25 protein-coding genes are annotated in these 24,617 nt (G+C 73.7%); 1 reads left to right on the forward strand and 24 read right to left on the reverse strand.

The window, feature by feature from the left end; all coding sequences use genetic code 11:
* From IPK37_00045 to hisD, 22 genes are all read right to left on the reverse strand, one after another.
* The gene (locus tag IPK37_00045; GenBank protein QQS00950.1) at nucleotides 1-1,248 is read right to left on the reverse strand and encodes an acetylornithine transaminase; all 1,248 of its coding nucleotides are present in this window, start codon (nucleotides 1,246-1,248) and stop codon (nucleotides 1-3) included.
* Nucleotides 1,245-2,318, reverse strand: a complete 1,074-nt coding sequence (gene argB, locus IPK37_00050) for an acetylglutamate kinase (protein QQS00951.1) — start codon at nucleotides 2,316-2,318, stop codon at nucleotides 1,245-1,247. The genes IPK37_00045 and argB overlap by 4 nt, the downstream gene beginning before the upstream one ends.
* A complete protein-coding gene (gene argJ, locus IPK37_00055) occupies nucleotides 2,315-3,466 on the reverse strand; it encodes a bifunctional glutamate N-acetyltransferase/amino-acid acetyltransferase ArgJ (GenBank protein ID QQS00952.1) in 1,152 nt (383 codons plus the stop codon). The genes argB and argJ overlap by 4 nt, the downstream gene beginning before the upstream one ends.
* A complete protein-coding gene (locus tag IPK37_00060; GenBank protein QQS00953.1) occupies nucleotides 3,463-3,912 on the reverse strand; it encodes an ACT domain-containing protein in 450 nt (149 codons plus the stop codon). The genes argJ and IPK37_00060 overlap by 4 nt, the downstream gene beginning before the upstream one ends.
* Nucleotides 3,913-4,000: 88 nt before the next feature.
* Nucleotides 4,001-5,044: an N-acetyl-gamma-glutamyl-phosphate reductase gene (locus IPK37_00065; GenBank protein QQS00954.1), complete on the reverse strand. Its 1,044-nt coding sequence runs from the start codon at nucleotides 5,042-5,044 to the stop codon at nucleotides 4,001-4,003.
* Nucleotides 5,045-5,109: 65 nt separating this feature from the next.
* The gene (locus tag IPK37_00070; protein QQS00955.1) at nucleotides 5,110-5,997 is read right to left on the reverse strand and encodes an SDR family oxidoreductase; all 888 of its coding nucleotides are present in this window, start codon (nucleotides 5,995-5,997) and stop codon (nucleotides 5,110-5,112) included.
* Nucleotides 5,990-8,581 carry a phenylalanine--tRNA ligase subunit beta gene (locus IPK37_00075; protein QQS00956.1) on the reverse strand — a complete coding sequence of 864 codons (2,592 nt, stop codon included), beginning with the start codon at nucleotides 8,579-8,581 and terminating at the stop codon, nucleotides 5,990-5,992. Before IPK37_00075 ends, IPK37_00070 begins: the two co-directional genes overlap by 8 nt.
* Nucleotides 8,581-9,705, reverse strand: coding sequence for a phenylalanine--tRNA ligase subunit alpha (gene pheS, locus IPK37_00080; GenBank protein ID QQS00957.1), 1,125 nt, complete (start codon nucleotides 9,703-9,705; stop codon nucleotides 8,581-8,583). The genes IPK37_00075 and pheS overlap by 1 nt, the downstream gene beginning before the upstream one ends.
* Nucleotides 9,706-9,951: 246 nt before the next feature.
* Entirely contained in the window at nucleotides 9,952-10,401 is a 450-nt protein-coding gene (locus tag IPK37_00085) for a DUF1648 domain-containing protein (protein ID QQS00958.1), read from the reverse strand.
* A 207-nt stretch (nucleotides 10,402-10,608) separates the two neighbouring features.
* Complete coding sequence (locus IPK37_00090; protein ID QQS00959.1) at nucleotides 10,609-11,709, reverse strand: PAS domain-containing protein; 1,101 nt, start codon at nucleotides 11,707-11,709, stop codon at nucleotides 10,609-10,611.
* The gene (locus tag IPK37_00095) at nucleotides 11,706-12,611 is read right to left on the reverse strand and encodes an RNA methyltransferase (protein ID QQS00960.1); all 906 of its coding nucleotides are present in this window, start codon (nucleotides 12,609-12,611) and stop codon (nucleotides 11,706-11,708) included. Before IPK37_00095 ends, IPK37_00090 begins: the two co-directional genes overlap by 4 nt.
* 18 nt (nucleotides 12,612-12,629) lie before the next feature.
* A complete protein-coding gene (gene rplT / locus IPK37_00100) occupies nucleotides 12,630-13,007 on the reverse strand; it encodes a 50S ribosomal protein L20 (protein ID QQS00961.1) in 378 nt (125 codons plus the stop codon).
* Between the two features lie 38 nt (nucleotides 13,008-13,045).
* Nucleotides 13,046-13,240, reverse strand: a complete 195-nt coding sequence (gene rpmI / locus IPK37_00105; protein QQS00962.1) for a 50S ribosomal protein L35 — start codon at nucleotides 13,238-13,240, stop codon at nucleotides 13,046-13,048.
* 74 nt (nucleotides 13,241-13,314) lie between these two features.
* On the reverse strand, nucleotides 13,315-14,508 hold the full coding sequence (locus IPK37_00110) for a translation initiation factor IF-3 (GenBank protein ID QQS02563.1): 1,194 nt from the start codon (nucleotides 14,506-14,508) through the stop codon (nucleotides 13,315-13,317).
* Nucleotides 14,509-14,888: 380 nt separating this feature from the next.
* A complete protein-coding gene (locus tag IPK37_00115; GenBank protein QQS00963.1) occupies nucleotides 14,889-16,097 on the reverse strand; it encodes an MFS transporter in 1,209 nt (402 codons plus the stop codon).
* An 84-nt stretch (nucleotides 16,098-16,181) separates the two neighbouring features.
* Complete coding sequence (locus IPK37_00120) at nucleotides 16,182-16,955, reverse strand: SseB family protein (GenBank protein QQS00964.1); 774 nt, start codon at nucleotides 16,953-16,955, stop codon at nucleotides 16,182-16,184.
* Complete coding sequence (priA, locus tag IPK37_00125) at nucleotides 16,952-17,692, reverse strand: bifunctional 1-(5-phosphoribosyl)-5-((5-phosphoribosylamino)methylideneamino)imidazole-4-carboxamide isomerase/phosphoribosylanthranilate isomerase PriA (protein QQS00965.1); 741 nt, start codon at nucleotides 17,690-17,692, stop codon at nucleotides 16,952-16,954. Before priA ends, IPK37_00120 begins: the two co-directional genes overlap by 4 nt.
* 45 nt (nucleotides 17,693-17,737) lie before the next feature.
* Nucleotides 17,738-18,364 carry an imidazole glycerol phosphate synthase subunit HisH gene (gene hisH / locus IPK37_00130; protein ID QQS02564.1) on the reverse strand — a complete coding sequence of 209 codons (627 nt, stop codon included), beginning with the start codon at nucleotides 18,362-18,364 and terminating at the stop codon, nucleotides 17,738-17,740.
* A 26-nt stretch (nucleotides 18,365-18,390) separates the two neighbouring features.
* Nucleotides 18,391-18,996 (reverse strand): hypothetical protein, encoded by a 606-nt coding sequence (locus tag IPK37_00135; protein QQS00966.1) that lies wholly within the window; start codon nucleotides 18,994-18,996, stop codon nucleotides 18,391-18,393.
* Between the two features lie 88 nt (nucleotides 18,997-19,084).
* On the reverse strand, nucleotides 19,085-19,738 hold the full coding sequence (gene hisB / locus IPK37_00140; protein ID QQS00967.1) for an imidazoleglycerol-phosphate dehydratase HisB: 654 nt from the start codon (nucleotides 19,736-19,738) through the stop codon (nucleotides 19,085-19,087).
* Nucleotides 19,735-21,027 (reverse strand): histidinol-phosphate transaminase, encoded by a 1,293-nt coding sequence (locus IPK37_00145; protein QQS00968.1) that lies wholly within the window; start codon nucleotides 21,025-21,027, stop codon nucleotides 19,735-19,737. Before IPK37_00145 ends, hisB begins: the two co-directional genes overlap by 4 nt.
* The gene (gene hisD, locus IPK37_00150; protein QQS00969.1) at nucleotides 21,024-22,361 is read right to left on the reverse strand and encodes a histidinol dehydrogenase; all 1,338 of its coding nucleotides are present in this window, start codon (nucleotides 22,359-22,361) and stop codon (nucleotides 21,024-21,026) included. The genes IPK37_00145 and hisD overlap by 4 nt, the downstream gene beginning before the upstream one ends.
* A gap of 35 nt (nucleotides 22,362-22,396) precedes the next feature.
* On the opposite strand from hisD, the gene IPK37_00155 reads away from it, so the two are divergent.
* On the forward strand, nucleotides 22,397-23,188 hold the full coding sequence (locus tag IPK37_00155; GenBank protein QQS00970.1) for an ABC transporter permease: 792 nt from the start codon (nucleotides 22,397-22,399) through the stop codon (nucleotides 23,186-23,188).
* A gap of 197 nt (nucleotides 23,189-23,385) precedes the next feature.
* Here the strand turns inward: IPK37_00155 and IPK37_00160 are convergent, their stop codons facing one another.
* Nucleotides 23,386-23,595: a hypothetical protein gene (locus tag IPK37_00160; protein QQS00971.1), complete on the reverse strand. Its 210-nt coding sequence runs from the start codon at nucleotides 23,593-23,595 to the stop codon at nucleotides 23,386-23,388.
* A gap of 25 nt (nucleotides 23,596-23,620) precedes the next feature.
* Entirely contained in the window at nucleotides 23,621-24,616 is a 996-nt protein-coding gene (locus IPK37_00165) for an SPFH domain-containing protein (protein QQS00972.1), read from the reverse strand.
* Nucleotide 24,617: the final 1 nt, after the last annotated feature.

The following is a 24,617-nucleotide window of genomic DNA, read 5'->3' on the forward strand; positions in this document are numbered from 1 at the left end:
TCATGGGGCCGCCCTTTCGTCGAGCAGGGAGTGGAGTGCCTCCACGAAGGTATCCGCCTCATCCGGGCTGAGCAGCAAGGATGGCGCAAGTCGGAGGGTGGCCGGGTTCGGGGCGTTGACGATGATGCCCTCCTGCAGCAGCCCGGCGGCGAGGGCGGTGGCCCCCTCGTCCCGCAGGCTGATGCCGAGCAGCAGCCCCTCCCCGCGGACCTCGGCGATCCTGGGGTGGGCCAGGCCGCGAACGCCGGCCGCGATCTTGTCGCCGACGAGCCGGACGTCGTCCAGCACGTGCTCCTGCTCCAGCGTCTGACACACGGCCAGCCCGGCGGCGCAGGCCAGCGGGTTCCCCCCGAACGTCGAACCGTGCTGGCCGGCGGTGAGCAGCCCCGTCACGGCCGGCCCATAGGTGATCATGGCGCCGATCGGCACTCCCCCGGCGAGCCCCTTCGCCAGGGTCATCGCGTCCGGGCGGATCCCGGCGCGCTCGTGGTCGAACCAACGGCCGGTCCGCCCGACGCCCGTCTGCACCTCGTCGAGGATCAGCAGGGCGCCGTGGCGAGTGCACAGCTCGCGGGCCAGGCGCAGGTAGTCCGCCGAGGCCGGGACGACGCCCGCCTCGCCCTGGGTGGGCTCCAGCACCAGAGCGGCGATGGCCGCGCCGTCCCGCTCGAACGTGGCGCGCAGTGCGGCGCCATCGTTGTAGGGCAGGTGTGTCACGTCGCCGAGCAGCGGCGCGAAGGGCTCCCGGTAGGCGGCCTTGTGGGTCAGCGCCAGCGCCCCGGTGGACCGCCCGTGGAACGCGCCCTCGGCGGCCAGGAGGCGGGTCCGGCCGGTACGCCGCGAGAGCTTGATGGCCGCCTCGATGGCCTCGGTGCCCGAATTCGTGAAGAAGACCGCCGACCCCTCCGGCGCGCCCGCGAGCCGCAGCAACGTCTCGGCCAGCTCGATCTGCGGGGCACTGGTGAAGAAGTTGCTGATGTGGATCATCCGCTCGGCCTGGGCACGCACCGCGGCCACGAGGGCCGGGTGCGCATGCCCGAGCGCGTTGACGGCGATCCCGGCGAGCAGGTCGAGGTAGCGCCGGCCGTCGGCGTCCCACACGTGGCTCCCCGAGCCATGGGTGAGCACGAGCTGCGGCCGGCCGAACACGGGCAGCAGCGAGTGGGCGTAGCGGTCCAGGAGCCGGCTCTGCGCCGTGTCGCCCTCGGGCGGCGGGGCCGTCGTCTCGGCCGTGGGGTCCGGGGTCATGCGTCGCTCTCCTCGTCGGGCAGGATCATCGTGCCGATGCCCTCGCCGGTGAAGACCTCGAGCAGCAGCGAGTGGGGGGCGCGCCCGTCGATGACGTGCGCCTGCGGTACGCCGCCGCGCACGGCGCGCACGCACGCCTCGAGCTTGGGCGCCATCCCGGAGTCCACCGTGGTCAGCAGCTCCTCGGCCTCCGACACGCTCAGGCCGGACAGCAGGGTCGACTTGTCCGGCCAGGCGGCGTACACGCCCTCGACATCCGTGAGGACGACGAGTTTGCGGGCGTCCAGGGCGACCGCGAGGGCGGAGGCGGCGGTGTCGGCGTTGACGTTGAGGACGCCGTCGCCGTCGAGATCGGGGGCGATCGTCGCCACGACGGGCACTCGGCCGGCGGCCAGGATGTCCCGGACGGCCGAGGGGTTGACCTGGACCACATCGCCGACCAGCCCGATGTCCTCCTCCTCGCCGTCGACGACGGCGCCGCGGCGCCGCGCGCCGAAAAGGTTCGCGTCCTCGCCGGACAGGCCCACGGCGATCGGGCCGTGCTCGTTGAGCAGGCCGACGAGCTCCCGCCCGACCTGGCCCATGAGCACCATGCGGACGACGTCCATGACCTCCGGGGTGGTGACCCGCAGGCCGGCGCGGAACTCGCTGGTGATCCCGAGCCGCTTCAGCATGGCCCCGATCTGCGGGCCGCCGCCGTGCACGACGACGGGCCGCAACCCGGCGTACCGCAGGAAGGCGATGTCCTGAGCGAAGGCGCGCTTGAGCGATTCGTCGGTCATGGCGTTGCCGCCGTACTTGACGACGATGAGTGAGCCGCGGAACCGCTCCAGCCACGGCAGCGCGTCGACGAGGACCTGGGCCTTGTCAGCCGCTGCGGCCAGGCTCGTCTGGTCGCGCAGGGTGCGCAGGTGCCGGGTGGCCGCCCGGTGCCGGTCTTCGTCGCTCAGGCCGTTTCCGGCACCGCCGGAAACGGCAGCGGCGGCGGCGCCGGTGGCGGCGACACCGGGAGCGCCGACGGTCCCGAGGGGGCCGGTCGCGAGGTCGGGGTTCGGGGTCGTGGGGTTCATGTGCTGTACGCCGAGTTCTCGTGAACGTAATCGTGGGTCAGGTCGTTGGTCCACACCGTCGCCTCGGCCTCGCCGGCCTTGAGGTCGATGGTCATGTGCACCTCGCGGGCGCTCAGATCGACGCCCGAGCGGTCGTCGCCGACGCCGCAGTCCCGGCAGACCTGCACGCCGTTGATCGTCACGTCGAGGTGAGCGGGTTCGAAGGCCGCCTCGGTCGTGCCGACGGCCGCGACGATGCGTCCCCAGTTGGGGTCGTTGCCGAAGATCGCGCACTTAACGAGGTTGCTGCGGGCGACGGCTCGGGCCACCTCCACGGCGTCCTGCTCGGTCGCGGCGTGCTCGACCCGGATGGCGACGTCGTGCTTGGCGCCCTCCGCGTCGGCGACGAGCTGGCGGGCGAGGTCGGCGCAGACGGACGTCAGGGCCGCCTGCAGTGCCTCCCGCCCCGGCGTGATGTCGGCGGCGCCGGAGGCGAGCACGACGACGGTGTCGTTGGTGGACAGGCAGCCGTCGGAGTCGACCCGCCCGAAGGTCACCCGGGCGGCCTCGCGCAGCGCCGCGTCGAGATCGGCGGGCTCGGCGACCGCATCCGTCGTCAGGACGACGAGCATCGTCGCCAGGCCCGGCGCGAGCATGCCCGCGCCCTTGGCCATTCCGCCGACGGACCAGCCGTCGGCCACGTGCTTGGCCTCCTTGCGCACCGTGTCGGTGGTCATGATGGCGTCGGCAGCGTCCGCGCCGCCGTCGGAGTTGAGGTCGACGGCGGCGGCGTCGATGCCGGCCAGGAGGGTGTCCATGGGTAGCCGCTCGCCAATCATGCCGGTCGAGCACACCACCACGTCGCCCGCCGAGCAGCCCAGGCGGGCCGCCGTGTGCTCGGCGGTGCGGTGGGTGTCGAGGAAGCCCTGCGGCCCGGTGCAGGCGTTGGCGCACCCCGAGTTGAGCACGACGGCGTCCGCGCGGTGGTCGGTGAGGACCTGGCGGCTCCAGGTCACCGGGGCCGCCTCGACGCGGTTGGTCGTGAAGACGCCGGCGGCGACGTACCGCGGGCCGTCGTTGACGACCAGGGCGACGTCCGGGCGGCCGGACGCCTTGAGCCCGGCGGTCACCCCCGCCGCCCGGAATCCCTCGGGAAAGGTGATGCTCACGTCAGCTTCTCCTCGTTCTCGGTCGGCCCGACCGGGTCGGTGTTCGGCACCATGACGACCGAATGTCCGTTGTAGCGCCACACATTCGCGGCCCGTTCCACGTGGTCGGCGGGCACCAGGATCCAGTCGGTCTCGAACGTGGACAGCGTGATGACCGGGATCCGGGCCTCGGCGAGTGGGGCGAGCAAGCCGCTCATCACGCCGGTGAGCGTGATGTCGAGCGGCCCCTCGATTTGGAAGGGGTGGAACGGCCCGGCCTGGGCCAGTTCCGGGGGCACCCGGTCGGCAGGCGCGATGATCGAGGTCTCCTCGGCGTTCCAGGTCACCGACGACAGCGGCTCGCCGCCGCGGGCCCAGTCCGGGACGTCGCTGCCGGGGGCCAGCCGGGCGATCTTGACCGGATCCGGGTGCAGGGTGAGGGCCCAGTACTGATGGGCGGTGCTCACTGGCCCTCCCCGGGCACCCTCGCCAGGCCAATCCGACCCAGCCCGCACAGCCGGCCGACACGGCCTCGCAGGCCCCACAGGTCGGGCGTCACGGCGCCAGCCCCGTCGTGGGCAGCCCCGCCGTCTCGGGCAGGCCGAGGGCGATGTTGAGGCATTGCACGACGGCACCCGCCGTACCCTTCGTGAGATTGTCCACGGCGGCGACCGCCACGACCCGCTGGGCGTGCGCGTCGTAGGCGACCTGGAGCGCCACGACGTTGCTGCCCAGCACGTCGCCGGTCGCGGGCCAGCGGCCCTCCGGCAGGAGCACGACGAAGGGCTCGTCGGCGTACGCCGTCTCCCACGCCTCCCGCAGCCCGGCCGGGTCGGCCCCCGCGGCGAGCCGGGCCGTGCAGGTGGCCAGGATCCCGCGCGGCATCGGCGCCAGCGTGGGCGTGAACGACACGCTCACTGGCCGGCCGGCCGCACGGCTGAGGTTCTGCTCGATCTCGGGGGTGTGCCGGTGGCCGCCGCCGACGCCGTACGGGCTCATCGAGCCCATCACCGGGGAGGCGAGCAGGTGCGGCTTGAGCGCCTTGCCGGCCCCCGAGGTGCCGGACGCGGCGACCACGACGACATCGGAGCCGTCGAGCAGGCCGGCGGCGAAGCCGGGCGCGAGGGCGAGGCTGATCGCCGTGGGATAGCAGCCCGGCGCGGCGATCCTCCGCGCGCCGCCCAACGCGTCGCGCTGCCGGCCGCCGCCGCCCAGGGGCAGCTCGGGCAGGCCGTAGGGCCAGGACCCGGCGTACGGGGTGTCGTAGAAGCGGTCCCACGCGCCGGCGTCGGTGAGCCGGTAGTCCGCGCCGCAGTCCACGACCACGACATCGTCCGGCAGCTGCGCGGCCAGCGCCGCGGAGGCACCGTGCGGCAGGGCGAGGACGACGGCGTCGTGACCGGCCAGCTCCTGCGGCGTGGTGTCCGTCAGGACCCGGTCGGCCAGCGGAAACAGGTGCGGATGGTGCTCCGCGAGAAGGCTTCCCGCGCTGGCCGAGGCCGTGAGCGCAGCGATCTCGACCTGCGGGTGCGCGAGCAGCAGGCGCAGCACCTCACCCCCGGCGTACCCGCTGGCTCCGGCGACGGCGATCGTTGGCATGCGGATGAATATACACAAGTCCGCAAGAGTATGCAGCCCAGCGGCAGATGGCTGCCGTGGAGCGCTCAGGCGACGGGGTCGGTCACGCCGTACGGCGTCAAGGCCAGCGTCCGCACCTTGCGGGGCAGTCCCCCCTCGGCCGCGGCCACCAGGGCCTCGACCGTGTCGGCGCCCGCCCGGACGAACCGGCCCGACCAGGCGTCGAGCCGCCCCGAGGCAAGGGCCAGCGCCAGGTCCGTGACGGCCTCCGGGGCGGTCCAGTCGGTCCGGTCCTCGTGGATGGCCATCCCGCCCGTCATGTCCGTGCGGACCACGCCGGGCATGAGGTCGAAGGCGTAGACACCCCGGCCGCGGCCCGCGAGGTGGGTCGCCCCGGTGAGCCGGGCGAGGCCGGCCTTGGCGACGGCGTACGCGGAGAACACCTCGTCCGGCCGCGTGCCCGCGCCCGAGTTGAGGTTGATCACCCGGCCGGAGCGGCGGGCGAGCATGCCCGGCAGCGCCATCCGGGTGAGCAGGTAGGGGCCGCGCAGGTCGACCTCGATGCAGCGCCACCAGTCGCGCGGATCGGACTCGGCCAGCGGCACCTCGTCGTCGATGACGCCGGCGTTGTTGACCAGCACGTCGATCCGGCCGTGGGTGGTGAGGATGTCGCCCACGAAGCGCCGCACGGCCGCCTCGTCGGTGACGTCGACGGCGGCGACGTCGTAGGGTCGCCGCCGCGGAGCCGACCCCGCGGGGCCCGCCGGGGGCTCGGCCGCAGGGGTCTCGGGCGCGGCATCCGCCGCGGGGGGTTCGGAATCCGCCGGGGCGGCGCCGTCGGCGCGCTTGCCGAAGTAGGAGCAGGCGGCGACGACGTACCCGGCCGCGGCGAACGCGTTCGCGAGGTGCGCGCCGATGCCGCGGCTGGCGCCGGTGACTACCGCGACCTGCTGCTCTGGGGTGGCGTCAGGCACGCTGCACCGCCCCGGTCGCCTCGGCCGCCGCCGCGATCGCGGCGTCCCGGGCGGCGCTGACCTGCTCGGTCTTGAGGGTGCGCTCCGAGGACCGGAACGAGAGCCGGTAGGCCATGGACTTCTTCCCTTCGCTCACTTGGTCGCCGCGGTAGATGTCGAACAGGGTCACCGATTCCAGGTCGTCGCCCGCCCCCCGCCGCAGGGCCGCCTCGACGGCCGCCGCGGGCGTGGGCTCGTCGACGACGAGGGCGACGTCGGAGTGGGCGACGGGGTACGTCGAGAGGGGCCGCGGCTGCGCCGGTTCGCCGGACGCGCGAATCAGCGCGTCGAGGTCCAGCTCCGCGGCGCAGGTGCGTGGCGGCAGGTCCAGCGCGGTCACCACCTTGGGGTGCAGCTCGCCGGCATGGCCGAGCACGGTCCCGTCCGGCAGCGCGATCGCGGCGCAACGGCCGGGGTGGTACGGCGCCGCGGCGTCGGCCCGAGCGGTCAGCTCCTGGCCGAAGGCCCTCCCGAGGGCGAGCGCGAGGCCGATGACGTCGGTCGCCGCCCACGCCCGGGCCGGTCCCCAGGGTCCGGCCGGCTGCGCGTCGCCGCTCGCGACGATCGCCACGTGGCGCGGCTGGTGGGGGACGGCGGCCAGGACGGCGGCGAGGGTGGCGTCGTCGGGCCGTACGCCGACCGCGGGCACGGGAGCCTTGCCGAGCGGGCCGTCCGGGCGGAACACCAAGCCCTGCTCGTAGAGCGCGACGTCGCGGGCGCCGCGGCGCACGTTGAGCAGCAGGGTGCCCAGCAGCGTGTCGAGCAGGCTCGTGCGCAGCAGCGGCGCCTCGTCGGAGAGCGGGTTGGCCAGGCGTACGGCGTACCGCCGCGGGTCCGCCCCGTCGTAGCCGAGCCGGTCGAAGACCTCCGGCCCGACGAACGGGTAGGACCACACCTCGGTCAGGCCGAGGCCGGCGAGGGCCGTGCTGGCGAGGCGTACCCCCCGCTGACCCGCCGTGAGCCCCCGTCCCCCCGGGGCGGTCGGCAGGACCGAGGGGATCTTGTCGTAGCCCCGCAGCCGCGCGACCTCCTCGACGAGGTCCGGCCCGTTGCGCAGGTCAGGACGCCAAGACGGGGCCGCCACGCGGACGAATCCGAAGCCGCCGGCGGCGTGCTCCGTGACGTCGGCGACCTCGCAGCCCAGCGAGCGGAGGGCGGCCACCACCTCGTCGTGCGACAGCCCCGCCGGGGCCGCCTCGGTGAGCTCGTTGCCGGGTTCGACGAGACGCCAGGCCTGCCCGGTCTCGAAGGAGATCTCGTGGGCGGGTTCGCGGCGATCGACGTCGGTCACGCCGGGGTCGGCCGTGCCCCCGGCGTACCGGACGAGCATGCGGACGGCGAGCTCCGCCACGGCGGCGGCCATGGCGGGGTCGACGCCGCGCTCGAACCGGCGGCTCGCCTCGCTGGAGAGCCGGTGCCGGCGCGAGGTGCGCGCCACGGTGACGGCGTCGAAGTGCGCGGACTCGATGAGCACATCGCGGGTCTCGTGGGTCACCTCGCTGGTCGCCCCGCCCATCACGCCGGCGAGGGCCAGCGGGGTGGCGCCGTCGTCGGTGATCAGCAGGTCCTCGGGGTCCAAGACGCGCTCGACGTCGTCCAGGGTGGTGAGCTTCTCCCCCGGCCGAGCGCGGCGCACCTCGATCGCCCCCGAGAGCCGGTCGAGGTCGAACGCGTGCAGCGGCTGGCCGGTCAGCAGCATGAGGTAGTTCGTGATGTCCACCGCGATGCTGATCGGCCGCATGCCCATCTGGGTCAGGCGGCGCTTCATCCACGCGGGCGACGCGGCAGTGGGATCGATGCCTCGGACGATGCGGGCGACGTACCGATCGCAACCGGCCACGCCATGGATGCGGGCCTGGTCGACGAGGCGCACGGCGTACCCGTCGTCGTTCGCGGCCGGGACCACGACGGCACCGTCGGCGTCCTCCCGGACCGGGTCGCGGAAGGCTTCCGGGCGGCCGATCGCGAGGGCGTACTCGCGGGCGATCCCCCGCAGCGAGAAGCAGTAGCCGCGGTCGGGCGTGACGTTGACCTCGACGACCTCCTCCCCCAGGCCGAACAGGGGCATGGCGTCCTGGCCCGGCTGCAGCGAGGCCAGGGTGGCCTCGTCGCCGGCGAACCGCTCGGTGAGCACGATGATGCCGTCGTGGTCGTCGCCGATGCCCAGCTCGCGTTCGGAGACGATCATCCCGGCCGACATGTGCCCGTAGGTCTTTCGGGCGCCGATCTCGAACTCGCCGAGCCGGCCGCCGGGCAGGATGACGGCGACGAGGTCGCCGGCCGCGAAGTTGTGGGCGCCGCAGACGATCTCCTGGGGCTGGTCGCGGCCGATGTCCACGTGGCAGAAGTGGATCGTCTTGCCGTTCTTCTGCGGCTCGTCGGTCTTGTCGAGGACGCGACCGACGACCAGGGGACCGGTGACGGAGCCGCCGTGCAGCGCCTCCTCCTCGAGGCCCACGCGGACCAGGTCGGCGGCGACCTGCGCGCCGGGCGGCGCCTGGTCCAGCCCGACGAGTTCGGCGAGCCAACTGGTGGGGGCCAGCATCAGATCTCCATCCCGAACTGCGCGGAGAACCGCGCGTCTCCCTCAACGATGTCGTGCATGTCGGTCACCCCGTTGCGCAGCTGGATCGCGCGGTCGATGCCCATGCCGAAGGCGAAGCCGCTGTAGACGTCCGGGTCGACCCCGGCGGCGAGCAGGACGTTGCGGTTGACCATCCCGCAGCCACCCCACTCGATCCAGCCGGTGCCGCCGCACGTTCGACAGGGCGTGTTACCCGTGCTCTCGCCGCGGCAGACCCAGCACTGGAAGTCCATCTCGGCGCTGGGCTCGGTGAACGGGAAGAACGCGGGGCGCAGGCGGGTGGTGATGCCCGCACCGAAGATGGCGGCCGCGAGATAGTCGAGCGTGCCCTTGAGGTGCGCCATCGTCAGGTGCTTGTCGACGGCGAGGCCCTCGACCTGGTGGAACACGGGCGTGTGTGTCGCGTCGAGTTCGTCGGTGCGGTAGACGCGACCGGGTACGGCGACGTAGATCGGCAGCTCGCGCTCCAGGCCGGAGGTGTCCACCTTGAGCATCGTGCGGGCCTGGACCGGGGAGGTGTGCGTGCGCAGCACCAGGCCGGAGTCCGGCGGGTCGACGAAGAACGTGTCCTGCATCTGCCGGGCCGGGTGGTCGGGCGCGAAGTTGAGGGCGTCGAAGTTGAACCATTCCGCCTCGACCTCGGGTCCCTCCCCGATCTCCCAGCCCATCCCGACGAAGATGTCCTGAATTCGCTCCGTCACCAGGTTGATCGGGTGCCGCGCGCCGAGCCGGCGGTAGGGCGAGGGGACCGTGACGTCGATGGCCTCCTCCACGAGGATGCGCTCGTCGCGTTCGGCCTCCAGCGCGGCCTGGCGCGCCTTGAGCGCCTCGCCGACCCGCCCGCGGGCCTGGCCGACGCGCTTGCCGGCCTCGGCCTTCGCGCTGGGCGGCAGGGCGCCGATCTCGCGGTTGGCGAGGGCCAGGGGGCTCTTGTCCCCGGCGTGGGCCTGTCGGACGGCCTTGAGGGCGTCGAGGTCGGCGGCGGCGGCGATGGCGGCGAGCGCGTCGGCGACCTGACCGTCGATCCGCGCCTCGTCCAGGGCGGCCACCTGCACGGGGTCGTACTGCGTGTTGGGTCCTGACACGCTGGCGATCCTAGTCAGGCCGCGCAGGCGGGGGCGAAAGGGTATCGCCGGGCGAACGTGGCGCGGCGGCAGGATGGCGGGTGGCGCCGGGTCGGATCGGGGCCGGGGGGCGCACGACGTACGGCGTGGGCGGCCCGGCCGCGCGACTTGGGGCGAACTGCGGTCCAGGAAACGCAGTTCGCCGCAGTCAGGGCAGCGCGGGCGGGACCCTGAGGCGGCGGAAGAGCCGGATCACGAGCCACGCGGTCAGGACGACGTACGCCGCCAGGCCAGCCACGACCACGCGCCCAGCTGGGGCGGATCAAGGCGGTTGGCCTGCACCGTGGCCACCTGGGCCGCGGCCAGGAACAGCGCCGTGACCGCGCTGAACACCAGGGCCCAGTCGACCAGGATCGATCGGAGGGTGCTTATCCGCTCCGGTGCGGTCCAGTACTCCTTGGCCCGGGCCGTCGGCATGTTGATGAACCGGCCGTCGCCCCTGGCCCCGAGCCACATCAGGGCCGGGATGAGGACCAGCGTCGCCAGCCCCACGCCGCCCATGGTCACGCCGAAGCTCGCCGGCGTCGACCAGCCGTCGGCGGCGCCGTCCGGGCCGAAGTGGGTCGCGGCCCGGTCCGGCAGCGCCGTCACCGCCCAGGCCGTCGTGGCGAAGAACGCTAGGAGGGACAGCAGGTAGAACACGCGCGCCCGCGACATGTCTCCACGCTAAGCCGGGACCATCACCACAGGCCCGCACCGCTCTGCAGATTTGGTCACCATGGTGACTGACGCATCACCACGCGAGCCCACCCGTGCGCAGATTTCGTCACCATGGTGACGAAGGCATCACCACGGACCCCCACCGGTTGACATAACCAATCACCATGGTGACGGGGTGCCGGGGTTCGGGGGCGCGGGCGGGCGTCAGCGAAGGTCGGCCGGTGCCGAGACCGGCAGGGTGATGCGGAACTGCGCGCCGCCGGCCCGGGCGCGGTCGACGCTCACTCGGCCGCCGTGCGCTTCGACGAGGCCCTTGACCAGGTAGAGACCCACCCCGGTGCTCCCCCGGGCCTGGCCATGCCAGAACTTCTCGAAGATCAGCGGGTACAGCTCCGGGTCGATGCCGTCGCCCTCGTCGGTCACGGTCACGGCCACCATCGGCGTACCGTCCCCGCCCGCCTCCTCGATCGTCGGCGCTGCGCCCGGCGCCGCGCTGGTCGCCACCGTGACCGTGCCGGCACCGTGCCGCAGGGCGTTCTCCAACAGGTTCGCCAGGATCTGGTCCAGCCGGTCCCGGTCGGCCCAGACCTCCAGCCGGGGCTGGCGCGCCTCGGCCCACGCGAAGCGGGAGGGATCGTGGCCGGCGGCGACCAGCCCGTCGATGTGCGCCGTGATCGCGGCGCGCAAGTCGAGCGGGCTGGGCCGCACGGTGAGCCGGCTGGCGTCGATCCGCGACACGTCCAGCAGCTCGTTCAGCAGCCGGGACAGGCGCTGGCTGTCGGTGGCGATGGTGTCGATCATGAGGCGGCGCTGGGCGTCGGTGAATCGGTCGTACTGGCGCCGCAGCGTGCCCGAGAACCCCCGGATGCTCGACAGGGGCGACCGGAGCTCGTGCGCCACGATCGAGAGCAGCTCGGCGGTCCCCGCCTCGCTGCGTCGCCGGGCCTCAGTGTCCCGCAGGACGACGATGACCCGCTCCACCGGGGCCAGCCGGCCGCCGCGCACGAAGCTCATCGTCACGAGCACGTGTCCGCGGCCGGGCAGCAGCAGCATCCGCTCGCGGTGGCCGGTCCGGGTGGGGAGGCCGTCCCAGGGGTTGATGCACTCCCACCAGCGGTTCCCGCCCGGTTCGATGAACGGCAGCGCCTCGGCGACCGGCCGACCGAGGAGCTCCTGCTCGGAGGTGCCGAGCAGCCGGGCCGCCCGCGGGTTGACGTAGCTCACCCGGCGGTCGGCATCGGCGACCACCACGCCGTCGGGCAGCGCCGTCAACACGTGCGCCGGGTCTACGAGGTCGCCGGTCACGTCGCGGTCCTCCCCGGGATCCCGGCCGTACGTCGGGTCGCCGGGACGGGAGTGTCTCCGGTCGGCGCCGGCCCGCTCGCGGTGCGTGCGGTGGCGGAGGCGTAGAGGCACACGGTGGCGGCCATCGCCAGGTTCAACGACTCGGCGCGGCCCGGGATGGGAACGGCGACGACCTGGTCGCAGGCCTGCCGGGTCTCCTCCGGCAGGCCCCAGGCCTCGTTGCCGAACACCCAGGCGTGCGGCCCGCACAGATCGAGGTCCGGACCGCCCAAGAGCGTGGGGCCGATGCCGTCCGCGGCGTACGTCGTGAGCCCCGCCGCCCGCAGCCGCGCCACGACGGCGAGGACATCGGCGTCGAGGACGACCGGGACGTGGAACAGCGAGCCGGCGGTGGAGCGCACCACCTTGGGGTTGTAGACGTCCACCGAGGCGGTCGTGACCACCACGGCATCGGCGGCCGTCGCGTCCGCGCCGCGCAGGACGGTGCCGGCGTTGCCGGGGTCGCGGACGTGCGCCAGGACGCAGATGAGCCGGGGTTGCCCGGCCAGGACGTCGTCGAGCGATACGTCCAGGCGCCGGCACACGGCGAGGCCCCCCTGCGGCGCCTGGGTGTCCGACAGGGCTGTGAGGACGCCGGGATCGGTGTGCTGGATCCGCAGTCCCGCAGCGCGCGCGTCGCTGAGGATCTCGGCCCACCGCGGGGTGTCGGCCGCGCCGGCCTCGACGTACACGTCCTGGACCACGTCGGGACGGTGCTGCACCGCCTCCCGGACGGCCTGCGGACCCTCGGCAATGAACAGCCCCGCCCGGGAACGCGCGGAACGCCGCGACAACGCTCGTACCGACTTCACCCGCTCACTGCGGGGGTTGGTCAGGACGGCGCCGTCGCGGCGTTCCGGCATCGTTCGCTGGCGGACCGGTCAGGCGGCGGTGGTCGCCTGCGCGGGGACGTTCTTCTTGGCGATCTCGACCAGGGCGGCGAAGGCCGCCTCGTCGTTGACGGCCATCTCGGCCAGCATGCGGCGGTCCACCTCGATCTCGGCGGCCTTCAGGCCCTGGATGAACCGGTTGTACGTCATGCCGTTGGCGCGGGCCGCCGCGTTGATCCGCTGGATCCACAGGCGACGGAAGTCGCCCTTGCGGGCCCGGCGGTCGCGGTAGGCGTAGCCGAGGCTGTGCTGGACCTGCTCCTTAGCCTTGCGGTAGAGCCGTGAGCGCTGCCCCCGGTAGCCGCTCGCCCGCTCCAGGACGACGCGACGCTTCTTCTGGGCGTTGACCGCCCGCTTCACGCGTGCCACGTGAGTGCTCCTTCAGTTCGTCGTGATTCGTCGGGGGCTTACTTGCCCAGCAGCCGCTTGATCTTCTTGGCGTCCGGCTTGGCGAGCTCGACGTCGCCCGAGATGCTGCGCATGTATTTGCTGGACTTGCCCTCCAGCAGGTGGCGACCGTTCGCCTGCTCGCGCATGACCTTGCCGGTGCCGGTCAGGCGGAAACGCTTCTTGGCGCCGCTGTGCGTCTTGTTCTTCGGCATCGCGCCGATTCTCCTTCTGCTACGTGCCGCCGGGCCGTTGCTCGGCGGCGGTCGGGGGTGAGCGCCGGGGCGGGTCAGGCCTTGGCTCGCGAGCGTGGGGGTCCCGGCACCGCGCCGGAGGCCGGCCGCGGTTTCGGGGTGTCCTTGGGGGGTGCCGGCCGCGGCTTGGGCGGGGACGGCACGGGGGTGGCCTTGGGCGGGGCTGGGGTGGCGGCCTTCGGAGCCGGCGTTGCGGCCGGCGGGGCCGGGGTCGCGGCCTTCGATGCAGCAGCGGCGGACGGACGCGGAGCGGCGGGACGCGGCCTCGCGGCGGGCCGCGGTGCGGCAGCCTCGGGTTGCGCCGCCGCCTGGCCCTCGGTGGCCTCGGCCGCGGGCTGGCTGGGCTGAGCGCCCTCGTCAGTCGCCGCGTCGGTCCGCGGCGCGGCAGCCAGCTGGTCAACCGGCTCGACCGAATCCTGGCCGGGGTCGGTGGCCTCGGTGGCCTCAGTGGCGTGGGGGGCCGCATCGGTGCCGAGCGCCTCGTCGGAACCAACGGTGGCGTCCGCCTCCGGGGTGTCGACGGCCGCATCGATCTCGACCGCCTCGACGATCTCGTCGCTCGGCTGCCCCAGCAGGGACTCGTCCGATGCCACCGGCGTGTCGATGTCCTGGGCCTCGTCCATCGGGGCGTCCGCGTGGTGCCGCGGCGGCCGGGCGCCGGGAGCGCCCGCATCGGACGCGAGGTCGCGGCGCTTGCGCAGCTCGGCCTTGGCCTCGGCCTTCTTCTTGGTCGGGCCGAGCACCATGATCATGTTTCGGCCGTCCTGCTTGGGCGCGCTCTCGACGAAACCCAGCTCGGTCACGTCCTCCGCCAGGCGCTGCAGGAGGCGGAAACCCAGCTCCGGGCGCGACTGCTCGCGACCCCGGAACATGATGGTCACCTTCACCTTGTCACCGGCCGACAGGAACCGCACGACGTGACCCTTCTTGGTCTCGTAGTCGTGCGGGTCGATCTTCGGCCGGAGCTTGATCTCCTTGATGACCGTGTTGACCTGGTTCTTGCGGGCCTCGCGCGCCTTCAGGGCGGCCTCGTACTTGTACTTGCCGAAGTCCATCAACTTCGCCACGGGCGGCTTGGCCATCGGTGCCACCTCGACGAGGTCAAGGTCCGCCTCGGCGGCGAGGCGCAGGGCGTCCTCCACGCGGACGATGCCGACCTGCTCCCCATTGGGCCCGACGAGCCGCACTTCCGGGACGCGGATGCGGTCGTTGATGCGCGGTTCGCTGATGGTGCGCTCCTTCTACTCGACAGTCGATCTGGTGCGGACCATTCCCACGAAAAGGGGCTCCTCGCGTGAATCGTCCGCGAGAAGCCCGGCGCACCATCGGCCCACCGATCGAGCGCCAACGCGAAGCGAGCCCGCACCGAAGGGGTGGGACACGCCACGTGACGGACGCGCGCGCCCCTGTGCAGGCGTGCTCGCCGTCTCCGGCGGATCGACCAGGGTGACCCGGCGACCTCGACGGCCGGCGCGGGTGGAAGCTGATGGAACTGCGCTTCTCTTGGGTCGCCGCCCACAGTTGACTGCGGACGGCAGTGGTCTACCCGGCCAAGGTTACCAGGTCGGCAGGATCGCCCGCGAAGGCCCGACGGCGGCGCGGCTGCCCATCAGGCCAGGGCCGCGCGGCGCCCCCCGCCGCCGGCCCGGCGCAGCCGGACCACGGCCAGCCCGGCCAGAGCCATCGTCATGCCGGAGGCGGCCACCACGGCGAAGCCCGCCGCATAACCGCCGTGATCGATCGCGGCCCCGGCGAGGGGCGCCCCGAGCGCCGAACCGATCTGCATGAACGAGCCCTGCCACCCCATGGCCTCGCCCCGGTTGACCTCCGGGACCAGGCGGCTGAGCTGGTCCACCATGGCCGTCGTGACCGGGGCGCAGAACAGTCCCGCCACGACGACGAGCGCGGTGAGGGTCGGAACGTCGCGGGCGAACGCGACCGGCAGCGTCACCGCGCCCAGCCCGAAGAGCAGCCACAGGGGCGACATCGCGCGCGACTGGGCGCCGTACCACAGCCCACCCACCAGCGATCCGAGGCACCACAGCGCCAGCACGATCCCGACCTGCGCGGTCGCCCCGAAGTCGCGGGCCGCGGCCACCACCGACAGGTCCGTGCCCGAGAGCACCAACGTGGTGGCCACCGCGGCGAGGAAGACGGCGGCGACGCCTGGCGTGAACCAGGTGCGGGGTCGGTGCCGGCCCTGCTCGTCGACATCGGCCGCGTCGTCCTCGGGCGCCTGCGGCCCCCGCATCGGCGGGTTGACGAGCCACAGCACCGCCCCGGCCAGCACTCCCCCGAGCCCGACCGCCATCAAGACCGTCCCCGTCGGCCACGTCGTCGCCGCCCACACGCCCAGGATGGGGCCGAGCATGAACGAGATCTCCACCGCCACCGAGTCCAGCGCGAGGGCCGTCCGTCGGTCGTGGTCCGGGACCGCCGCGATGACGGCCTGGCGGATGATCGAGAACGACGGGATCGTGAAGAGGCCGGCCAGGGCACACACCGCCAGCAGCGGCAGGTAGTCCAGTCGCGGCGCGACCGTCCAACAGCCGGCCAGGACCACCAGCGAGGGCAGCACGACCCGGCGCAGTCCGAGCCGGTCCAGCAGCCGCCCGCGCCACGGGCCCGACAGGGCCAGCCCGGTCGTGAGGATCATCGTGGCCACGCCGGCCTCGCCGTACGAACGTCCCATCGCCACCACGTGCAGGGTCAAGATCAGGCCGCCCGCGGCGACCGGGATGCGCACCAGGACGCCCAGGAGGAGGGTCAACCGCAGGGGGGCCTCGGCCAGGACGCGACGGTAGGGAGACAGGGACATCCGCCCATCATGACAAGGCGAACTCTTCCCATGAACGGCGGGGTACCGCTATCATGCCCCGACCCTTCGCGGCTACGGGCGCCGCTAGTCCGACGCGGCATCCGGGGGCACCTGGTCCTCCGGGTCGTTCGCCTGGTGGAGGACCACGGCGAGGTCGTCGATGCGACGCCGTACGTCGGGGTCGGCGGAGATCCGCTCCCCCAGCCGGGTGACGATCCCGTCCACGGCGGGCCCCGGGAGGCCGGGCCGCAGCGTGAGGACGAGCCGCAGCGTTCCGGGCGCGTGCAGCGCACCGTCTTCGACGCGGGCGCTCACCAGGCCGTCGATGCCCTGCGACGCCTCGGCGACGGCCAGCCGGACGACGGGGTCGGTGTGCGCGGGCGCCCACCGCTCGCCCAGCGCGAGCGCCCACAGCTGCGAGCCGCGCAGGACGGCGGCGTGAGGGTCCGCAAGGTCGATCGGCATGGCCGCGCAGCCCTCGTCCAGGGCGGACCGGGCCGCCTCCGGCAGGCGCATCGGCACGGGTCGGGCCGCGGGATCCCAGGCGGACAGGGCGGCGACGCTGCTGAACACGGGCAGCGCCCGCGTGCCGTCCGGGCCGCGCAGCAGGGCGGTGGCCATCGAGCTGCCGTCCTCGGAGCCGTCGTCGGCGGGCGCGGCGACCAGCGGCACCAGGACCCGGGCGCCCGCCAGCTCCGCCATCAGGTGCGTCTCGGCGGTCGATGCATGGTCGGTGGGCGCCTCGGCCAGGGCCCGCAGGGCAGCGAGGACCGCCGCGTCCGCGGCCCCGGTGTCCCCGGCGAACGTCGCCGGTTCCAGCTGACGCCCGGCCCAGGGCACGCCGCCGCTGTCGGTCACGGCCGCCCAGCGACGTCGAGGGCCGCGGTCAGCGTGAAGGCGCCCTTGTAGAGCGCGGACCCGACGATGGCGCCCTCGACGCCGTCCTGGACCAGCTCCCGCAAGGCCGCGATGTCCGCCAGGGTCGACACGCCCCCGGAGGCGACCACCGGCCGGTCGGTGCGGGCGCAGACCTCGCGCAGCAACTCCACGTTGGGGCCGGCGAGCATGCCGTCGCGGGTGACGTCGGTCACGACGTACCGGCTGCAGCCCTGTTCGTCGAGTCGCGCCAGGGTCTCCCACAGGTCGCCGCCCTCGCGGGTCCAGCCGCGCGCGGCCAGGGTCGTCCCGCGGACGTCGAGGCCGATGGCCAGGCGATCGCCGTGTACCGCGATGGCCTGGGCAGTCCAGGCGGGGTTCTCCAGCGCGGCGGTGCCGATGTTGACCCGGCGGCAGCCGGTCGCGAGGGCGCGGGAAAGGGACTCCTCGTCGCGGATGCCGCCGGAAAGCTCCACCTGCAGGTCGAGGCGGCCCACGATGGAGGCGATGAGGTCGTAGTTGCTGCCGCGCCCGAATGCGGCGTCCAGGTCCACGAGATGCAGCCACTCGGCGCCGAGGTCCTGCCACTTCTTGGCCGCCTCGAAGGGTTCGCCGAACTGTCCGCCGGACCCGGCGACCCCCTGGACGAGCTGCACCGCCTGGCCGTCGACGATGTCGACGGCGGGAAGCAACTGCAGGGCGGGGGTGTCGCTGCTCATGCGGAGGGCCTTTCGGACGAGGTGCAGCCGGGCGAAGAGCCGGGCCTACACCGTAGCGAGCCAGTTGGCGAGGAGCCGGGCACCGGCGTCGCCGGACTTCTCCGGATGGAACTGGGTTGCGCTGAGCGGTCCGTTTTCGACGGCGGCCACGAAGCGGGCCCCGTGCTCGGCCCAGGTGACCAGCGGCGCGACGACCTCGAACGACCCGTGCGGGTGCAGGGTCCAGTCCAGCGCGGCGTAGCTGTGCACGAAGTAGAACCGTTCCTGCTCGACCCCCGCGAACAACCTGCTCCCGGCCGGGGTCCGCACCGGGCTCCAGCCCATGTGCGGCACCACGGCCGCGGGCAGCCGATCCACGACGCCGGGCCACTCGCCGAGGCCCGGGCGCGGCACCGGGGCACGCTCGGTGGAGGACTCGAACATGGCCTGCATCCCGACGCACACGCCCAGGACGGGGCGGCCGCCGGCCAGCCGCCGCTCGATCAGCCGCGGACCGTCCACGGCGGCGAGCCCGGCGAGGCACGCGTGGAAGTTCCCGACGCCCGGCACGTAGAGCGCGTCCGCGGCGAGCACCTTCGCGGGGTCCGCCGTGAGCTCGACGCGGGCGCCGACCCGCTCCAGCATCCGCACGGCCGAGCGGACGTTGCCGCTGCCGTAGTCGAGCACGACCACGGCCGGGCCGTCCGGAACGGTCCTGGTCACGGCCCCTCCTCCTCCATCCGGTAGCGCTCCTCCTCGAGGACGATCTTGTCGAACGAGCGGGCGTGCCGGTCCTTCGGGACGATGCGTCGTACGCCGGGCAGGTCCGCGACCCGGGTCTCGCCGACGACGAGGTCCCGGCCCGGGAGGCCGAGCTCCAGCAGCGTGGCCGAGAGCACGGCCGCGGCGTCGCTCCCGCCGTCCGCGAAGATGTCGTGCAACGCGGACTCGGCCCGGATCGACCGGGCCACGTCGAGGCCGGCGGCGCTGGTCAGGTCGCTCGGTCGGGCCGTCGGCAACCCTGGGACGGACACGAACGCGTCGCGGGGGGTCCACACCGCCCACCGTTCGACGGCGCGCCACTGCGGGGGGTGGCAGGTCACGACCGCCTGCCGCCCCACCTGGAAGAAGCCCAGCGCGGGCCGCATGCGCAGGCCCACCGGGCGACCGGCGAGCGTGCGGACCGCGTCGTCGTACGGGAAGCGCGCCTTCGGGGGGCCGTCCGGCGCGACGACGGTCCAGCCGTCGAGCTGAGCGAGGAGCACGGAGCCCAGGCCGCGGCGCGCCCAGGCGATCGCGACCTCGGGACGGCACTGCGAGAGCACGAAGCCGCGTCCGCTCGCCGACCGACCCCGGCTGGCGCGGCGCCCCGCCGCCGCGGCTCGCGCGGCCGCGACGGCGGCCGCGCTCTGCTTAGAGGCGACCCTTGGCACTGGGCACCCCGCTGACCCGCGGATCCCTCTCGACCGCGGCCCGCAGCGCGCGCGCCAGGGCCTTGAACTGCGCCTCCACGATGTGGTGCGGGTCGCGACCGGACAGCACCCGCACGTGCACCGCGATCTGGGCGTGGTGGGCCAGCGTCTCCAGGACGTGCCGGGTCATCGAGCCGGCGTACGCCCCGCCGATCACGACGTACTCCTGACCGGGCGGCTCGCCGAGGTGCACGCAGTACGGCCGGCCGGCGACGTCGACCGCGGCCTGCACCAGGGCTTCGTCCAGCGGCACGAGGGCGTCGCCGAACCTGCGGATCCCGCGCTTGTCGCCCAGCGCCTGGTGCAGCGCGTCGCCGAGGCAGATGGCGACGTCCTCCACGGTGTGGTGGCCGTCGACCTCGAGGTCGCCGGTCGCCGACACGTCCAGGTCGATCAGGCTGTGCTTGGCCAGGCTCGCGAGCATGTGGTCGTAGAAGGGCACGCCCGTCGAGACGTGGCTCGCCCCGGTGCCGTCGAGGTCGAGGCTGAGCTCGACCCGGCTCTCCGAGGTGGCGCGCTCGATCCGCGCCGTACGGGCGGCGGGCGTGGCTCCCGCCGCCTCCGCCGGCCGGCCGTCAGCCCCGCTGGTGCTCATGCGCTTTCCCGCCCCTTCGTCGCCACCTGTGCCGTCGTCCCACCCGCGCCGAGGTCGCCGAGCGCCCCACGCAGAGCGTCCAGGAAGGCCGTGGTCTCCGCCGGCGTGCCGGCCGTGACCCGCAGGTGGCCCGGCAGGCCGACATCGCGGACCAGGACGCCCCGGTCCAGTAGAGCTTGCCAGGTCGCCGCCGCGTCGGAGAACCCGCCGACGAGGACGAAGTTCGCGTCCGAGGGGACCACGGTCAGGCCCATCGCCGCGACCTCCGCCACGATCCGGTCGCGCTGGGCCTTGATGGCCTCCACCTCGGCCAGCAGGACGTCCGCGTGCGCCAGGGCGGCCCGGGCGACCACCTGGGTCTGGGTCGACAGGTGGTAGGGCATCCGCACCAGCCGCAGCGCGTCGATCAGCGCGGGGTCGGCGGCGAGGTACCCCAGCCGGCCGCCGGCCAGGGCGAACGCCTTGGACATCGTGCGGCTCACCACCAGACGGGGCCGGCCGGCCAGAAGGCTCAGCGCCGAGACGGTGCCGGTCCGGGCGAACTCGGCGTACGCCTCGTCGACCACGACGATCGCCCGCGGGGCGGCGTCGTACACGGCCTCGATCACGTCCAGTCCCACCGCCGTGCCCGTGGGGTTGTTGGGCGAGGCGATCGCCACGACGTCCGGCTGGTGCTCGGCCACCTGGGCGGCGGCCATCTCCGGGGCCAGGTCGTAGCGGCGGCTGTCGTCGCCCTTGTCACCGCCAACGACGGCGCCCCTGTCAGCGCCCGCGTCGTCGCGGCTGGCGTCGCTCGCGGCGCTGCGCACCCCGCGGAAGCCGTCGATCCACCGCGTCCCCGTCGTCAGGGCGTAGTTGGGGTACATCGAGTACGACGGCGTGAACGCCATCAGGCTGCGACCTGGCCCGGCGAAGGCCTGCACGACGTTCAGCAGGACCTCATTGGAGCCGTTGCCCGCCCAGACCTGCTCCGGGGCGATCGGCACCCCCGACGTCCGGCTCAGGTAGCCGGCGAGATCCTCGCGCAGCGCGGTGAATTCCCGGTCCGGATAGCGGTTGAGGTCCGGCGCGGCCTTGACCAGGGCCTCGACCATGGCGTCGACGACGACCTGCGGGACCGGATAAGAGTTCTCGTTGGTGTTGAGCTGCACCGGTACGTCGAGCTGCGGCGCCCCGTAGGCGCTGCGGCCGCGCAGGTCCGGCCGGATGAGCTCGGCGATCTGCGCGGCGGGATCGGCGAGTTGTCCCGGGGCCGCGAGCTGCGCGGAGGAACCGTCGGCGGCGCTCACGGCTGGCCGCCCTGCCGCGCCAGCACCGCGTCGCCGTGCCCGGGCAGGTCCTCGGCGCGGCTCAGCGTCACGACGGCGTCAGCCACGTCGGCGAGGGCCTGCGCGGAGTACTCGATCACCTGCACCGACCGCAGGAAGCTCAGCACCGACAGCCCCGACGCGTGCGCACTCGTGCCGCTGGTGGGCAGCACGTGATTGGAGCCGGCGGCGTAGTCCCCCAGGCTCACCGGGCTGTAGGGGCCGACGAAGATGGCCCCCGCGTTGGTCACCAGCTCGGCGTCCTGGGCGGCGGCGGCCGTCTGGATCTCCAGGTGCTCGGCGCCGTACGCGTTGACCGTGCGCAGCCCGGCAGCCAGGTCGTCGACCAGGACGATCGCCGACTGGCGGCCCGCGAGCGCCGTACAGACCCGTTCGTGGTGCTTCGTGCGCGCGACCCGCCGTTCCAGCGCCGCGGCCACGGCGTCGGCCAATTGTTCGCTGGGCGTGACCAGCACGGACGCCGCCAGCGGGTCGTGCTCGGCCTGGCTGATGAGGTCGGCCGCGACGTGCTCGGGGTCGGCGGTGTCGTCCGCCAAGATCGCGATCTCGGTGGGGCCGGCCTCGGCGTCGATGCCCACCACCGAGCGGAGCAGGCGCTTGGCCGAGGCGACGTACACATTGCCCGGGCCCGTGATGAGGCTGACCGGCGGGCACACCACGGTCCCGGCGTCGTCGCGCGCGCCATAGGCGAACATGGCGATCGCCTGCGCGCCCCCGGTGGCGTAGACCTCGTCCACGCCGAGGAGCGCGCATGCGGCGAGGATCGTCGGGTCGGGGTAGCCGGCGAATACCCCGGTGTTGTCGCGCTGCGGTGGGCTGGCGACGGCGAGGCTGGCGACGCCGGCCACCTGGGCGGGGACGACGTTCATGACGACGCTGCTGGGATAGACGGCCAGGCCGCCCGGCACGTAGAGGCCGACCCGCTCGACGGGCAGCCAGCGTTGGCTGACGGTGCCGCCGGGCACGACGTACGTCGTGTGTGGGGCCCGCAACTGCTCGGCGTGCACAATCCGGGCCCGGCGGATGGCCTCCTCCAGCGCCTCGCGGACCTGCGGGTCCAGGGCGTCCGCGGCGGCCTGCAGCACCTCGGCGGGGACGCGCAGGTGTGCGGGGCGTACTCCGTCGAACCGCTCCCCATGCTCCAGCACCGCCGCCGCGCCGCGGTCGCGGACGTCGTCGCAGATCGGCCGCACGACGTCCAGCGCGTCGTCCAGGTCGTACTCGGCCCGTGGGAGGGCCTCGCGGAGGGCGCGGGCGTCCAGTTCGGAGCCACGCAGGTCGATGCGGGAAATCACCGGGCCATTCTAGGGAGGACGCAGGTGGGGCAAGAATGGCGTCCGTGCGACCCCCGCTCCCCTCGCAGGCCCTGATCCATCTCGACACCGGCACGGACGTCGTTCGGCTGGTGGTAGCGGTGTTGGGACTGGCCATCGTGTCCGCGGCGCTGCGGCGCGCCGTCGGCCTCGGCAACGGGCGGGACGAGATCGTCGCCATCGTCCGGGCCACGGTCCAGCTCGGCGTGGTGGGGCTGATCATCGCGGCGGTCCTGGGGTCGTGGCCGCTGACGCTGCTGTTCGTGGCGGTGATGGTGGCCGTGGCGGCGTACACCTCCGGTGGGCGGATGCGGGCCGTACGGCGGGTGCTGCCGCTGCTCCCGATCGCCGTCGGCGCTCTGCCCGTCACCTCGGCGCTGCTCGCCATCGGGCTGCTGCCGGCGGAGCCGATCTCGCTGGTCCCGACGGCGGGGATTCTGATCGGCAACGCGATGACGGCCACCACCCTGGCCGGGCGGCGCGGGCTGGACGCGCTGGAGGACCAGCGCGGGGAGGTGGAGGGCGCACTGGCGCTGGGGCTGCACCCCCGCGACGCCCGGCTGCTCGTCGTGCAGCCCGCCGCGCAGCTGGCGCTGATCCCCGGGCTGGACCAGACCCGGACCGTGGGCCTCGTCACGCTGCCCGGGGCGTTCGTCGGCACCCTGCTCGGCGGGGCCACGCCGATGCAGGCCGCGGGCCTGCAGCTGGTGGTGCTGGCGGGGATCCTCGCCAGTCAGTCCGGCGCCACCGCGCTCACTCAGGAGCTGATCGCGCGCGGCGCGCTGCGCCGGGCGCGACCGGACGCGTGAACCGAGCACACCCTGGTGACTGAGCCAGGCACGAAGGCCAGGGCCGCGAAGGTGACCGTTCGTGACCAGGCCTTTGGGTGCCATGGCACCCTTTGCGCAGGTCGTGAACGGTCGGCCTGTGGACAACGCCCTGCCGTGGCCAGCGCTGTCGCGACCACGCCCGTGAGCGTCCAGAACCTCCCCACCAGCCGCGTCGGTCAGCCGGGGTCTCGCGGCGGGCGGCCCCGCCGGGGCAGCGGGGCCGCGTCCCGCGGGGCACGGCCGGCCTCGGCCAGCGCGCGGCGCAGCAGCACCTCGATCTGGGCGTTGACGCTGCGCACGTCGTCGGCGGCCCACTTGGCGACCGCCTCGTAGACGCCCGGGTCGAGCCGCAGCAACACCTGCTTGCGCTCGGCTCGTGGCGACATGGCGGATGCTCGATTCGGCGCGGGGTCAGGCGTACAGGCTGCCGGTGTTGACGATCGGCGTCGTCTTCTGGTCCCCGCAGAGGACGACCAGCAGGTTGCTCACCATGGCCGCCTTGCGTTCGTCGTCGAGCTCGACCACGGCGCCCTCCTCCAGGCGCGCCAGCGCGAGCTCGACCATCCCGACCGCACCCTCGACGATGCGCGACCGGGCGGCGATGATGGCGCCGGCCTGCTGCCGCTGCAGCATGGCGCCGGCGATCTCGGGGGCGTAGGCCAGGTGGCTGATCCGGACCTCGACGATCTCCAGGCCGGCGACGGTGACCCGCTGCGCCACCTCGTGCGCGAGCTGCGCGGAGACGACATCGGAGCTGCCGCGCAGCGACGTCCCCGAGCCGTCCGGGTCGTCGTACGGGTGGCTCGTCGCGACGTGCCGCAGCGCGGCCTCGGACTGCACCCGGATGAAGTTCGCGTAGTCCTGCACGGCGAAGACCGCCTTGGCGGTGTCGGCCACCTGCCACACGATGATCGCCGCGATCTCGACGGGGTTGCCGTCGTAGTCGTTGACCTTGAGCGCGGACGTCTCGAAGTTGTTGACCCGCACCGACACCGTGCGCTTGATCGTCAGCGGCATGGTCATCAGCAGGCCGGTGCGCCGGGCCGTCCCGACGTACCGCCCGAAGAACTGGACCACCTTCGTCTCCCCCGGCTGCACGATCGCCAGCGCGGACAGCACGAGGATCGCCAACAGAACGAGCAGGACGACGCCGAAGACCTGCCCGGGCGAGACCGGCCCGCCGGCCACGCCGTCGCGGATGATCAGGTAGAGCAGGTAGCCGACGCCGGCGAACAACAGCAGCACGACCAGCAGCGCGACGAAACCGTCGATGGTCCAGGCGGTGCGTTCGCGGACGTCGACGCGGGTGCCCGCGTGACCGACCGGCGTCGTGGCGGGGGCGGCCTGGTCGGGGCCGGTCGACTCGTCGGATCCAGGGTCCGGGGTGATGGTGGTGCGCTCGCTCATG

Source organism: Austwickia sp. (genome assembly GCA_016699675.1).
Lineage (GTDB): Bacteria > Actinomycetota > Actinomycetes > Actinomycetales > Dermatophilaceae > Austwickia.

Coding starts and splice junctions, on each gene's coding strand:
- IPK37_00085 (QQS00958.1), bottom strand. CDS start 10,401: ATGTCGCGGGCGCGCGTGTTCTACCTGCTGTCCCTCCTAGCGTTCTTC.
- IPK37_00045 (QQS00950.1), bottom strand. CDS start 1,248: ATGACCCCGGACCCCACGGCCGAGACGACGGCCCCGCCGCCCGAGGGC.
- rpmI (QQS00962.1), bottom strand. CDS start 13,240: ATGCCGAAGAACAAGACGCACAGCGGCGCCAAGAAGCGTTTCCGCCTG.
- argB (QQS00951.1), bottom strand. CDS start 2,318: ATGAACCCCACGACCCCGAACCCCGACCTCGCGACCGGCCCCCTCGGG.
- hisB (QQS00967.1), bottom strand. CDS start 19,738: ATGAGCACCAGCGGGGCTGACGGCCGGCCGGCGGAGGCGGCGGGAGCC.
- IPK37_00065 (QQS00954.1), bottom strand. CDS start 5,044: ATGCCAACGATCGCCGTCGCCGGAGCCAGCGGGTACGCCGGGGGTGAG.
- priA (QQS00965.1), bottom strand. CDS start 17,692: ATGAGCAGCGACACCCCCGCCCTGCAGTTGCTTCCCGCCGTCGACATC.
- IPK37_00155 (QQS00970.1), top strand. CDS start 22,397: ATGGCGTCCGTGCGACCCCCGCTCCCCTCGCAGGCCCTGATCCATCTC.
- IPK37_00160 (QQS00971.1), bottom strand. CDS start 23,595: ATGTCGCCACGAGCCGAGCGCAAGCAGGTGTTGCTGCGGCTCGACCCG.
- IPK37_00115 (QQS00963.1), bottom strand. CDS start 16,097: ATGTCCCTGTCTCCCTACCGTCGCGTCCTGGCCGAGGCCCCCCTGCGG.
- IPK37_00095 (QQS00960.1), bottom strand. CDS start 12,611: ATGCCGGAACGCCGCGACGGCGCCGTCCTGACCAACCCCCGCAGTGAG.
- IPK37_00075 (QQS00956.1), bottom strand. CDS start 8,581: ATGCTGGCCCCCACCAGTTGGCTCGCCGAACTCGTCGGGCTGGACCAG.
- IPK37_00165 (QQS00972.1), bottom strand. CDS start 24,616: ATGAGCGAGCGCACCACCATCACCCCGGACCCTGGATCCGACGAGTCG.